Origin of the sequence: Ketobacter sp. GenoA1, assembly GCF_003671475.1 — a bacterium.
Taxonomy (GTDB): Bacteria; Pseudomonadota; Gammaproteobacteria; order Pseudomonadales; family Ketobacteraceae; genus Ketobacter.
In genome coordinates this window covers 191741-203847 of record NZ_RCHM01000042.1, presented here as the reverse complement: position 1 = coordinate 203847, position 12107 = coordinate 191741, and the positions used below count along the sequence as shown (strand labels likewise).

Annotated in this window: 13 protein-coding genes; 2 read left to right on the top strand and 11 right to left on the bottom strand. The window is 53.7% G+C overall.

The window, feature by feature from the left end:
• Entirely contained in the window at nt 1-789 is a 789-nt protein-coding gene (locus D9N13_RS15015) for a methyltransferase domain-containing protein (RefSeq protein WP_290591768.1), read from the bottom strand.
• A 322-nt stretch (nt 790-1111) separates the two neighbouring features.
• On the opposite strand from D9N13_RS15015, the gene D9N13_RS15010 reads away from it, so the two are divergent.
• Nucleotides 1112-1306 (top strand): hypothetical protein, encoded by a 195-nt coding sequence (locus tag D9N13_RS15010; protein WP_290591766.1) that lies wholly within the window; start codon nt 1112-1114, stop codon nt 1304-1306.
• Nucleotides 1307-1390: 84 nt separating this feature from the next.
• Here D9N13_RS15010 and D9N13_RS15005 read toward each other — a convergent pair whose 3' ends face one another.
• The 3 genes from D9N13_RS15005 to D9N13_RS14995 form a co-directional block, all read right to left on the bottom strand.
• Nucleotides 1391-2575: an iron-containing alcohol dehydrogenase gene (locus D9N13_RS15005; RefSeq protein ID WP_290591764.1), complete on the bottom strand. Its 1185-nt coding sequence runs from the start codon at nt 2573-2575 to the stop codon at nt 1391-1393.
• Nucleotides 2576-2579: 4 nt separating this feature from the next.
• A complete protein-coding gene (locus D9N13_RS15000; RefSeq protein WP_290591763.1) occupies nt 2580-3125 on the bottom strand; it encodes an SCP2 sterol-binding domain-containing protein in 546 nt (181 codons plus the stop codon).
• A gap of 176 nt (nt 3126-3301) precedes the next feature.
• A complete protein-coding gene (locus D9N13_RS14995) occupies nt 3302-3535 on the bottom strand; it encodes a DUF2789 domain-containing protein (protein WP_290591762.1) in 234 nt (77 codons plus the stop codon).
• A 231-nt stretch (nt 3536-3766) separates the two neighbouring features.
• Between D9N13_RS14995 and D9N13_RS14990 the strand changes: the two genes are divergently transcribed.
• A complete protein-coding gene (locus D9N13_RS14990; RefSeq protein WP_290591760.1) occupies nt 3767-4027 on the top strand; it encodes an acyl-CoA-binding protein in 261 nt (86 codons plus the stop codon).
• A gap of 31 nt (nt 4028-4058) precedes the next feature.
• Here D9N13_RS14990 and glp read toward each other — a convergent pair whose 3' ends face one another.
• From glp to D9N13_RS14955, 7 genes are read right to left on the bottom strand one after another with little or no spacing between them, the layout of a single operon-like run.
• A complete protein-coding gene (gene glp, locus D9N13_RS14985; protein ID WP_290591758.1) occupies nt 4059-5282 on the bottom strand; it encodes a gephyrin-like molybdotransferase Glp in 1224 nt (407 codons plus the stop codon).
• Nucleotides 5279-5830, bottom strand: coding sequence for a molybdenum cofactor biosynthesis protein B (gene moaB, locus D9N13_RS14980; protein ID WP_317622523.1), 552 nt, complete (start codon nt 5828-5830; stop codon nt 5279-5281). The genes glp and moaB overlap by 4 nt, the downstream gene beginning before the upstream one ends.
• 46 nt (nt 5831-5876) lie before the next feature.
• On the bottom strand, nt 5877-6863 hold the full coding sequence (gene moaA / locus D9N13_RS14975; protein ID WP_290591754.1) for a GTP 3',8-cyclase MoaA: 987 nt from the start codon (nt 6861-6863) through the stop codon (nt 5877-5879).
• On the bottom strand, nt 6860-7726 hold the full coding sequence (mazG, locus tag D9N13_RS14970; RefSeq protein WP_290591752.1) for a nucleoside triphosphate pyrophosphohydrolase: 867 nt from the start codon (nt 7724-7726) through the stop codon (nt 6860-6862). The genes moaA and mazG overlap by 4 nt, the downstream gene beginning before the upstream one ends.
• Nucleotides 7707-9974: a GTP diphosphokinase gene (gene relA, locus D9N13_RS14965; protein ID WP_290591750.1), complete on the bottom strand. Its 2268-nt coding sequence runs from the start codon at nt 9972-9974 to the stop codon at nt 7707-7709. Before relA ends, mazG begins: the two co-directional genes overlap by 20 nt.
• Nucleotides 9975-9977: 3 nt before the next feature.
• Nucleotides 9978-11309, bottom strand: coding sequence for a 23S rRNA (uracil(1939)-C(5))-methyltransferase RlmD (gene rlmD, locus D9N13_RS14960; protein WP_290591748.1), 1332 nt, complete (start codon nt 11307-11309; stop codon nt 9978-9980).
• 7 nt (nt 11310-11316) lie between these two features.
• Complete coding sequence (locus tag D9N13_RS14955; protein WP_290591746.1) at nt 11317-12105, bottom strand: 3'-5' exonuclease; 789 nt, start codon at nt 12103-12105, stop codon at nt 11317-11319.
• Nucleotides 12106-12107 lie beyond the last annotated feature (2 nt).

Here is a 12107-nt window from a genome sequence, read left to right as displayed (position 1 = left end):
TCAGCTCGTTGTACGGGCCAGAATATGATAGTACCGCCCCAAAGACCGGTAGGGCTCAACTCGTGAAAACTGTTTCTCCAGGGCAATGATATCCTGTTCTGAACGGCGCTCCCGAATGTCCTTATGCATATAGTCATGGAACACCCGGATACCGCTCTGGCACAACACCTCCATGCCCTGATCCGCCATAAAGGCCAGCACCTGTTCGGGCAGCAAGGGGTACAACGGGGTCAAGCCCTGCCCGCTGCCGGCAAGTTTATCCTGCTTGATACGGTCAAAATACCCTCGTACCAGACTCCTGAAAACGGTGGAATGCTGATTGTAAAACATCAACGATAACACCGCTCCAGGTGCCATTTGCGTAATCAGCTTTGTCACCACACCCTGCCAGTCCGAAACCCATTCCAGCACCGCATGACACAACACCAGATCGAATAACGGATCCGGGTCCGGAAGGGATTGAATCGAGCAGGGCAGAAAGTGGAAATCACCGGCCAGATTGTCCCGTTCGGCCGCCTGCCTTGCGTTCTCGATCATGACCTGGGAGTGGTCACACAGGGTAAGCTTATGCCCTCGGCGGGCCAGAGATCGGGCAAACTGGCCTTCCCCGCCACCCGCATCCAACACCCGTAACGGAGTCGATCCCGCCACGAAGGCATCACCCAGACATTCATCCAGATCCCGTTCCAGCAGCGCCAGCCGAATCCGTCCTTTGGTGCCACTGTAGATCCTGTTGGAAAACTGAACCGCCAGGTCATCAAAATTACGGTCTTGCATGCAATCGCTCAAGCTGGGTTCCTGTGATCTCATCACATCGCAACAAAGTGCCGAGCCTTGTCACATAGAGACCTAAATGATAGCCAGTTCACAAATCATGTGAACCAGATGTGTCAGTTTTTGACATTATTAACAATTTTCCAACTTGCCTCTATCCAAAAGGTGTCGAAACACTTTACACTCTTCTCATCAAGGAACTAAACAATAAGCGTACCTGCACTTTCGGCCATTCGGCAGAACCAAACAAGGTTAGGGTTTCGGCGGTGGGCCACCTATCCGCTTTGGGGCTTTATACCAGCTAGATTAGTAGATTGATTTTTTGAGGTTAACCCGCATGATCAAATTGATTCAGACCCACTTGAAGAAGAAACGAATTCAAGCCAGAGCGTCAGTGCCCAAACAAGTGGTCATGGTGAACAAAGAAGACATACAGCGCAAACTCGCAGAGTACAAGCCCACTGAAACCAACAAGAAAGCGAATTTTCAGGGCCCCAGCATCAACCGCAAAGAATTTGAAGGTGCAGTCTGAGGCTGCCAATATTCCCGTTTCCTGCGCTGCCCGCTCAGGTCTGAAGCTTGAAACCTGAGCGGGCCTTTAACCCGCGTTCCTTCTTTACCAGGCGTTCTCCAACACCGCAATCGCGTCCTGCAGGTCCACTTCCACCGGATTATAAATTATCGAACCGTCGTCCAGCGCCATTTCGGCTATCTTCGCTATCTGGTCTTTGGTCACTTTACCGGTTTCCGAAAGGGTTCGGGGCAGTTTGCAGCGTCGGTGCAATTCATCCCGAATCTCACGAATGGTATTGATGGCAGCACGCCCCCGGTCCACGGCCGGGGTTTGGGCATAAACCTCGGCACCCGCCAACGGCAACAGCAACTCACCAATGATCTCGCCCCGCTCAGCCAGGTTGTATTCCAACACATACGGCAGGAACAGGTTCATGCACAGGCCATGAGGCAAGTGACACAATGCCCCCAGGGAATGGCCCAGGGAATGCACCAATCCCACCATGGAATTGGAGAACGCAACCCCGGCCATGGTGGAAGCCTGTGCCAATTCCAGCCGGGCCTCTGCATCATCCGGTGTATTCAGAACCTTGATCAGATTCTCACTGATCTTTTTGATGGCAGACATGGCATAGGCATCGCTGATGGGATTCTTGCCCATGCACGTGAACGCTTCAACCGCATGGGTCATGGCATCCATCGCCGTCATTGCCGTAATATGGGCCGGCAACGTCAGCGTCATACGGGGATCGAGTATCGCCGCATTGGGTAGCAGGAAATACGATGTAAACGGCAACTTAACCCCTTTCTCAGGATCCGAGATTACCGCAACCAGGGTTACCTCCGATCCGGTACCGGCCGTGGTGGGTACCACGAAAAAGGGGTTCAGTGGTTTGGTCAGCACACCCACTCCGGAAAAATCAGACAGGTCTTCACCGTCTTCTGACACCAGTATGTTCACCCCCTTACTGGTATCAATCACCGAACCGCCGCCCACTGCAATAATCGAATCACAGCCGCTGTCCCGATACAGTTTGGCAATATCTTTCACAATCGTCGTGGAAGAATCCGGCGGTACGTCATCATAGATTTCGATAACATCCATACCACTTTCTGCAAAGGCTCCCAATACATGATCAATCAGGCCGGCACCCCGCACACCCTTGTCCGTAATGATCATGGGCCGTGACGAGGACAAGGTTCTCAGTTCGTAGGGAATATGTTCCAGTGCAGCGTTACCGGCAACCAATTTTACCGGGCAGAAAAATTCGTAATATGATTTTGTCATGGTATTAACCCCAAACCAGGTTTTTTGCTAAGCGCGTATAAATTCGTCCGCCGTTTGCCAGCTTTTCTTTCAGCGACAAATGGGGGTAACGTTTCAAGGCTCTCACTGCCACAAACTTGGGCAGGATCAAGCTTTCCATGCGGTTCAGACAGCGCACCAGTTTCATGGCGTACGCGATCTCGCCATCCAGTAACAGGCGATCGTTGGCAAACGCCCGCGCTGTTCCTTCCTGAAAGGAGAGCACCAGAAAAGCATGATTGAGATGCTTGAATTTCATGGAAACATCCGGTTTGCGGGGTGCAGTACTGCCAAGGTAGCGCAGGCTGCCGGTGGCGTCCTTTTGCATCACAAAACACGGGCCGTTGGGCAGCGCGCGCATATCAAACATAAAGCCTTCAGGTAACCTGCTCACTTCCCTCTGTATAGTCTCGTCCACCTGGCTGGCGGCTTCCAACCCACGGCCGATAACATCCATCATCAAGGCCACATAGGGGCGCTTGAGCGGCCCCACATTGAGCTCACCAAGGTTTAGTTGTTGTAGTCGTTTCATAATTCACACTTCTAAAGGTGCTGCATTGAGCTGCATAATTGCAAAGCGGTTAATGCTAATTGTCTATTTATGGGACGTCCACAAGCAGGCACGACAAATTTGTCATGACCGGCCATTCAGCCACAATTTTTTAATAAAAGTTTGGAAAATCAGAAAAAACTTGAATCCAGGGCAGGTTAATACCGCAAACGGGCATCCAGTTGATCCACGGCTTCACACCATTCGGAGTCTTCGGCAATCGCACTTTGCAGGAATTGCGCCTGGGAATCATTCCAGAAAGGAGCCTGTTCAATACGGATACCATCCGACAGGGCCCGGTGCCTGGCAATAAAATCGTCTATGTTCTCCGGCTCATTGGGCAAACCCAACTGTTTGAATAAGTTACACATTGAGTAGTACACAGAATCCATCGCCACACTCTCTTATTGCGGTATATCTTGTTAACATCGTGCACGCTCCTCCGGTCTTGTGCCAGTTTTCCTTTAGACGATTTCCCTATAATCAGCCACTTGCACAGCACAAACCGAAATGAGCGGCGAACATGACCGGATTTACCCCAAAGGGCGCCGATGCTGCTAATGCATCGGCGGCCGGAATCCCTATAATGATGCCCACAATAACCAAAACAGGCGGGAATACGCATGAGTGATCTGAAGCAAGAATTTGATGAAGCCGTCAATTTTGTCCAATCAGGACAGGGGGATTTCAAACCGGACAACAACATGAAATTGGAGTTCTACGCCCTTTTCAAGCAGGCAACAGAAGGCGACGTAAAAGGCAAGAAGCCCGGGATAACGGATTTTGTTGGACGCGCAAAGTACGGCGCCTGGGAAAAGCTGAAAGGCATGTCTGCCGAGAAGGCCATGCAAACCTACATCGGGAAACTGGCGGAGTTTCGTTAAGCCGTACCACATTCTGCGCTGACCTTGACGGTCAGTGCAGAATGAAATCATAGGGTAGAAACCGCACCAGCTCCCCTTCTGCCACCACTTCGCCTGGTGGGATTATCGCAAAACCATTACCCCAACTGGCCGAAAACAAAATACCGGAACTTTGATTCGGATACATCTCAACGACCTGCCTGCCACCGCTGCTGATCAATCGGGCACGCAAATAGTTCTGGCGGCCGGCAGGTTTGCCCACACTGAACGCAGCCGGCACCCGGATCTCATCCGGTAGCCACTGCATCGCCCCCTGCTTCTTCAACAACCAGGGGCGACACAACAGAGCAAAGGTGACAAACACCGCGGCGGGATTACCGGGCAATCCCAAAAACGGGGTTTGCATGATGGTGCCATAGGTAAAGGGTTTGCCCGGTTTGATGGCCAGGCGCCAGAACTCCAGCTGCCCCAGCTTTTCGAGCAAGGATTTGATATGATCCTCTTCGCCTACCGAGACTCCGCCACTGCTGATGACCACATCTGCTTCACTTGCGGCCCGAATCAGAGCGGCTTCTGTTTGCGCCACATCATCCGGAATCACACCCAGATCCAGAATCTCCAGGCCCAAACCCTGTAACAGCCCCAACAGAGTGTAACGGTTGGAATTATAAATCTGACCTTTGTGCAACGGGTTACCCGGCTCCACCAATTCATCACCGGTGGACAGAATGGCTACCCGCAAGGCTTTATAAACACAGACCTCGGCCACACCGATGGACGCCAATAATCCCAGCTCCTGCGCCCGCAGCCGCGCGCCGGCCGCCAGCACCACCTGGCCCTGCGCAATATCCTGCCCGGCAGGACGCACATTCTGACCCGGTTTGGGCGCTTCATCGATACACACACCCGCTTCCGTCGCGGTCACATCCTCCTGCATAATCACGGTATCGGCATTGCACGGCAGCTCCGCACCCGTAAAAATTCGGGCCACCGTACCAGGCAACAACTCTTCAGGTGCCGCTCCTGCCGGAATGCGTTGTGAAACGGTATAGCGTGTATCCGCCTGGTAATCCTGGAAGCGCATGCAGTAGCCGTCCATAGCGCTGTTATCGGCAGGTGGCACCGCAACCGAAGACACCACGTCCTGAGCCAATACACGCCCAAGGCTGCCGGCCAGAGGAAGGGTTTCGGTTGCCGTAGTCACCTCTACCGTCTGCAGCAGGCGCTCTAACGCAACCTCAACGGGCATTAAGCCCGGTTTGTCACAATGATTCATCCGCGGGACTCGCAAGCCTCTGCTGTGGAACGCTGCCCGGTGATCAGCTTCACATAATTGCAAGGTTTATGGGTGGAATCCAGTTGCTGCTGAATAATGCCGTTCCAGGCGGTACGGCAGGCATTGGTGGAACCCGGCATGCAGAAAATCACCGTATTGTTGGCCAAACCACCCACCGCGCGGGATTGAATGGTGGACGTACCGATTTCATTGTAGGAAATCTGGCGAAACAACTCACCAAACCCTTCAATGTTCTTATCAAACAGTGGCTGGACTGCCTCCGGCGTTGTATCCCGTCCGGAAAAACCGGTGCCGCCGGTTATCAGAACCGCTTCCACGTTGGGCGCGGCAATCCAGGCGGAGACAATGGCGCGGATTTTATAAACATCATCCAGGGAAATCTGTTGATCGGAAACCTGATGCCCTGCCTCTCTGACGCTGTCGGCCAAAAGCTTGCCGGAGGTATCGGTCGCTTCGGTGCGCGTATCGGAAACCGTCAGAATGGCCACGTTAACGGGTATGAACTCAGCTGTTGCACTCATCTTCACTGCCACCTTCAATCTTCAATTGTATTGCACAGAATCGGGAAGCGCCCTAGCCTCCCGTCATATTCATAAAACGTACGATCTGAGGTTCATCCTGCAGATCAAAATAATGACGATCCGGTTTGATGCCCATGGCATCCACAATCACCTGCCGCAGCACCTGATTATCCTCGGTACTGCGTACCACCTCTCGCAGATCCACCGAGTGCTCGTTGCCCAGACACAATAACAGGCGGCCTTCCGCCGTTAACCGCACCCGGTTACAGTCACCACAAAAATTATGGCTGTGGGGCGAAATAAATCCCACGCGGGTTTTGCTGTCTTCAAATTGATAGTAACGGGCAGGCCCGCCGCTGTTCAGGGTAGTGGGATTCAACGGGTATTGAGTCTGGATCACTGCCCTTACGTCTTCCGACGGCATAAAACATTCATCACGCTGGTGTTCTGAAATATTGCCCAGCGGCATTTCTTCGATAAACGTGATATCCGTGCCTCTGGTGCGGGCAAAATCCACCAATGGCAGAATTTCATCGTCATTGCGCCCCTTCAGAATCACCGCGTTGATCTTAACGCTGTCAAAATCCTGCTGCAGGGCGGCATCAATGCCACTCAGCACCTGATTCAAATCACCGGTGCGTGTCAAGCTGCGGAAACGATCCGGATCCAGACTGTCCAGGCTCACGTTAATCCGCCGCACACCAGACTGCTTCAGCGACGCTGCCATATGGGGTAATTGTGAGCCATTGGTGGTTAACACCAACTGATCCAGATCAGGCATTTGGCCCATGCGCCCCACCAGATCCAGAACGTTGCGACGTATCAGCGGCTCGCCCCCGGTAAGGCGAATCTTACGTACGCCAAGGCTGACAAAGACAGCGGCAATACGCTCGATTTCTTCCAGGCTGAGAATCTGCCGGCGAGGCAGGAAAGTCATCTCCTCGGCCATGCAGTACACGCAGCGAAAATCACAGCGGTCCGTCACCGATATACGGAGGTAGTTCACCTTGCGGCCGAATTTATCCACTAGGTCAGTCATTGTGGTTCATCTCCCGTGGCAACTTCCGTTTTCTTGGCCTGTTGCCACTCCTGCTCCATCTGTTCCAGGGTTGCCTCTTCCAATGATACACCTTGCTGCTGCAGCGCGCGCTCCAGCGCCCTGAAGCGGCGTTCGAATTTCTGATTGGCTTTCATCATGACCAGCTCTGGGTCCAACTTGTAATGCCGTGCCAGATTCACACAGCAAAACATCAGGTCTCCCAGTTCGTCGGCAATCAACTCATTGGGCGCATTACCATAGACCTCCTGGCCGAGCTCACCCAGCTCTTCCTCCAGTTTGGCCATCACCAATGCGGAATCCTGCCAATCGAATCCCTTCTTGGCCACCACACTTTGCAATTTGTGCGCTCGCCGGGTGGGTGACATCCCTGCGGGCATGCCATCCAAAATCGATTCGCCTAACTGGTTTTTGTCGGCCTTTTCCTGTTGCTTGATGGCGTCCCAATTGGATTTTATGGTGTGTTCAGCAACCTGTTCTCCAGGCTGGATGCGGCTATCCAGTGTGCCTTCGGGAAACACATGGGGATGGCGCCGCACCAGTTTCTGTTCCAGATCCATAAGCACATCATCAAACTGAAAGCGGCCTTCTTCCTCTGCCATCTGACTGTAAAACACAACCTGGAACATCAGATCGCCCAGCTCCTCACGCAGGTGCTCATAGTCTTCGCGAAGAATGGTGTCCGCCACCTCGTAGGCTTCTTCAACGGTAAACGGGGCGATGCTCTGGTAGGTTTGCTTAAGATCCCATGGGCAGCCGTATTCCGGCTCACGCAAGCGCGCCATAAGGTAGCGCACCCGTTGCAGTGGCGTGGCGGTATTCAGATCAATGTCGAGACTGCTCATCACTATGCCCCTGATGCGAGCGCCGCACCTCGATTACATTGGATAGTTGATTGATGCGGCCCAATACATCCCCCAGCCCGGCAAGGCTGTTGATGTCCATGGTAACCTGCATGATTGCCGTATTGTCGGCAGGATTCGATTTGGTATTGATGGCGGTTACGTTAACGCGTTCGGTTGCCAACACCATGGTAATATCGCGCAGCAGACCCTGTCGATCATAAGCCTTGATGAACACTTCTACCGGGTAGGTGCGCCCTGCTTCTGCCGACCAGGTGACATCCACCACCCGATCACCGTGAATTTCCATCAGCCGTTGCAATTCCTTGCAATGTTTGCGGTGCACTGTGACACCCCGGCCCACCGAGATATACCCTACCACTTCGTCACCCGGTACCGGTTTACAGCAACCGGCAATGGTGGTCATCAGATTATCAACACCATTGATACTGAATTCAGAGGTGATGGGATTGACCTTGGGTTTGCGAATGTCCAGAGGCAACAGTTCCTGCTGGCTGCCTTCGCCATCAAATTCCTGGATACTGTTTAATACCTGGCTGACCCGCAAATCCCCGGCACCCACTGCCGCATAGATGTCGTCTGCTGATTTGAGGTTAAGCGACTGGGCCACCCGTTCCAGATTCAGTTTACCCACATCAAGCCGTTTGAACTCTTTGTCCAACAACTCACGGCCACCCTCAATATTGCGGTCACGATCCTGCAGTTTAAACCAGTGCACCACCTTGGCCCGGGCGCGATTGGTGCCGAGATATCCCAAGGTGGTCTGCAACCAGTCCCGGCTGGGACGCGATTCGTTACCCTTTAGAATTTCCACTTGCTCGCCGGTTCGCAACTGATAGTTCAACGGCACGATCCGTCCGTTTACTTTGGCACCCCGGCAACGATGCCCAACCTCGGTATGCACGTGATAAGCAAAATCCAGAGGGGTGGCACCCTGGGCCAGATCCACCACATGCCCCTCGGGGGTAAACACATACACGCGCTCATCGACAATGTCGTCACTGAACTGGGACAACACGCTGCTGACCGCACTATCACCCAGCTCTTCCTGCCACTCCAACACCTGCCGCAACCAAGCAATCTTACCGTCGTAACTGTCGCTTTTGCCGGTACTGCCTTCCTTGTAACGCCAATGGGCGCAAACCCCCAGTTCGGCCTCATCGTGCATATCGTGAGTACGAATCTGTACCTCAAGCACTTTGCCTTCCGGCCCCAGCACCGCCGTGTGCAATGAGCGATAGCCGTTTTCCTTGGGGGTGGCAATGTAGTCGTCGAATTCTTTGGGTATATGCTGCCAGATGTTATGCACCACCCCCAACGCCGCATAACAATCACGAATGTCCGGCACCAGAACACGCACGGCACGAATATCGTAGACCTGATAAAAATCGATGTTCTTGCGCTTCATTTTGCGCCAGATACTGTAGATGTGTTTAGCCCGGCCACTGATATCGGATTCCACCCCTACCCGTGCCAAAGCCCCATGCAGCTGATCCACCACCTGACGAATATAGCCTTCCCGGTCCAGGCGTTTTTCATCCAGCAGCTTGGCGATGCGCATGTAGGCGTCGGGCTGCAGATAGCGAAAGGAAAGATCTTCCAACTCCCATTTCAGATGCCCGATACCCAGACGGTGCGCCAGCGGTGCATAAATATCGAAGACCTCACGGGCCACTTTTTGTTTGCGCTCCTCAGGGGCATTCTTTACAGCCCGGATGGCGCAGGTCCGCTCTGCCAGTTTGATCAGGGCCACGCGCACATCATCCACCATGGCCACCAGCATCTTGCGCAGGTTATCCAACTGATCGGTGGATTGACCCAGCACAATGGTATTCTCCGGATTCATGACCGCACTGATGGCCGCCATGCGTAATACACCTTCAATCAGTTTGGCAATGTTGCCGCCTGCGCGCTTGCTGACATTACCCAGGGTGGTTTTTCCTTCGCGCACGGCCCGGTAGATTACCGCAGCCTTGAGTGCATCCGTATCCAAATGCAGCTCAGCCAGAATATCCGCGATCTCCAACCCCGTGTGGAAGCTGTTGCCGTTTTCCCATTTGGCATCATCCCGGGCAACAGCGGAATTTTCCAGCTGCTGCGCATACATCGCCAGATCCCTGAGCCCGGCTTCGTCGGTGATTTCCACCTTATCTTTCAGGCACTCAATCCAGGCGTCCAGATCAGCGCTGCCGTCCGCTCGGATAATCTGTTGATTGCGTACCGTTACCATAATTTATTCCGGCTCAAATACGGCGATGGATTCAACATGGGTGGTATGAGGAAACATATCCATCACACCGGCTTTCAATAACCGATAACCCTGCTTTTTCAGCTCGCCCGCGTCACGGGCCAAGGTGGCGGGGTTACAGGATACATAAACAATTCGCTTTGGTTTGAACACCGTCATCTTACTGACAATTTCCAGGGCACCGGAACGTGGCGGGTCGATCAAAATCTTATCGAAACCACTCTGCCCCCAAGGCTGATCATCAAAGGGCTTGGTCAGGTCCGCACCATAAAATTCCACGTTTTGCAGCCCGTTGTGCTCTGCGTTTTCACGCCCACGCATCACCATGGCTTCATCCCCTTCCACTCCCACAACCTGTGCAGCCTTGGTTGCCAAAGGCAGGGTAAAGTTCCCCAGGCCACAGAATAAATCCAGAATGCGTTCTCCTGGCTGCACATCCATGTAAGCCAGAGCACGATCTATCATGTTCTGGTTGATTTCCTGGTTTACCTGGGTGAAATCCGAAGGGTGAAACTTCATTTCCAAATTGAAGCGGGGCAGATGATAACGAAGGCGCGGCTCGCCGGCAGGCCACACCTTGTGCACACTATCGTTACCCCCCGGCTGCAGGTACAGTTGCAGATCGTACTGCTCGCAAAACGCCAGCAACGCCGCCTGATCCTGCTCACCCAAAGGCTCCAGGTGGCGCACAATAATGGCCACGGCGTCATCCCCCTTGGCCACTTCAATCTGTGGAATGGCGGTGCGCGCTTGCAGTGACATCACCAGTTGTTTGAGCTCCGGGAAACGCAACCCGACTTCCCCGGCCAATACGTGGCACTGATCAATCTGCGCCAGAAAGCTGTTGCGCTTCTCACGAAAGCCCACCAGCACAGCCTCTTTCTTGGCTACGTATTTCACCCCCAGCCGCGCTTTGCGCCGGTAACCATACTCCGGTCCGGTCAAGGGCTGCAGAATTTCTTCCGGTTGCAATTCACCAAAATGCTGCAGTTGTTCCAGCAGAACCCCCTGCTTCATATGAATCTGGGCAGCGGGCTCCATATGCTGCAAACTGCAACCGCCACACAGGCCAGCCTGGGCACAACGGGGGCTGACCCGATCGGCACTGGCTTTCAGCACTGCTACCGTACGCCCCTCGTCAAACTTGCCCCGCTTTTGCGTGTAGACAAAATTCACCGTCTCCCCCGGCAGGGCACTATCCACAAACACAGTCTTGCCTTCAATCCTGCCGATGCCGCGGCCATCATGACTCAGTGCGGTGATATCGATGGTCACCGGTTCCGTGGGGAGCGATTGTTTACGTCTGCGTCTGGCCATGTACTGCTTAACCCTTATTACCTGTGGTGCCTTGCCAATGTTGCAAAAATTCCTGAAAGTGGGGGCGTGTTTCCCGCACCAGATACTCTTTCACCATGTCCAGTTCGGCCTGGTAACCCTCCTCCATGATCACGCCACGGATCAGCTGGAAACGCAGATAGACCAACCAGGTATTGAGTACATCCGTTTCACAATAGTCGCGTATGCCTTTGATGTCGCCGCCGTGAAACGCGTCCCATACCTTGGCGCCGCTCATCCCCATCTTGCCGGGAAACCCCAGGAGACTGGCCATCTGGTCCAGCGGCACGAAGGCCCGGTTGTTGTAGAGCGCCAACAGATCCATTAGATCCGTGTGCCGATCATGATACCGGCTGAGATAGTTGTTCCATTTGAAATTCTTGTCGTCCTGCCCCTGATCCCAGTAACGGGGGCTGGCCACGCCATGCAGCAACGCGCGATAATGCAAAACCGGCAAATCAAAGCCGGAGCCATTCCAGCTCACCAGCGTGGGTGAGTATCGTTCGATAATTTGAAAGAATTTCTCCAGAATGGTTTTTTCACCGGACTGTTCATCCCCCAGACTCCATACTGCAATCTGGTCGCGGGAACGAAACACAGCAGAAATAGCCACAATGCGCTGCAGGTGATGACGCAGGAAATCATTGCCGGTTTCCTGCCGCCGCAACGCAAACATGGCTTCGGCGGCAGCCGCATCGTCCAGGCCTTCCAGGCCGAACAAACGACGGCCACCCGCGACGTCAGGGACGGTTTCAATATCGAAGACGAGTACATTCATGA

Excerpts from the sequence above, each read along its gene's own strand:
- D9N13_RS15010 (WP_290591766.1), top strand. The coding sequence starts at position 1,112 with ATGATCAAATTGATTCAGACCCACTTGAAGAAGAAACGAATTCAAGCC.
- D9N13_RS15000 (WP_290591763.1), bottom strand. The coding sequence starts at position 3,125 with ATGAAACGACTACAACAACTAAACCTTGGTGAGCTCAATGTGGGGCCG.
- D9N13_RS15005 (WP_290591764.1), bottom strand. The coding sequence starts at position 2,575 with ATGACAAAATCATATTACGAATTTTTCTGCCCGGTAAAATTGGTTGCC.
- relA (WP_290591750.1), bottom strand. The coding sequence starts at position 9,974 with ATGGTAACGGTACGCAATCAACAGATTATCCGAGCGGACGGCAGCGCT.
- D9N13_RS14995 (WP_290591762.1), bottom strand. The coding sequence starts at position 3,535 with ATGGATTCTGTGTACTACTCAATGTGTAACTTATTCAAACAGTTGGGT.
- moaA (WP_290591754.1), bottom strand. The coding sequence starts at position 6,863 with ATGACTGACCTAGTGGATAAATTCGGCCGCAAGGTGAACTACCTCCGT.
- D9N13_RS14955 (WP_290591746.1), bottom strand. The coding sequence starts at position 12,105 with ATGAATGTACTCGTCTTCGATATTGAAACCGTCCCTGACGTCGCGGGT.
- glp (WP_290591758.1), bottom strand. The coding sequence starts at position 5,282 with ATGAATCATTGTGACAAACCGGGCTTAATGCCCGTTGAGGTTGCGTTA.
- rlmD (WP_290591748.1), bottom strand. The coding sequence starts at position 11,309 with ATGGCCAGACGCAGACGTAAACAATCGCTCCCCACGGAACCGGTGACC.
- D9N13_RS14990 (WP_290591760.1), top strand. The coding sequence starts at position 3,767 with ATGAGTGATCTGAAGCAAGAATTTGATGAAGCCGTCAATTTTGTCCAA.
- mazG (WP_290591752.1), bottom strand. The coding sequence starts at position 7,726 with ATGAGCAGTCTCGACATTGATCTGAATACCGCCACGCCACTGCAACGG.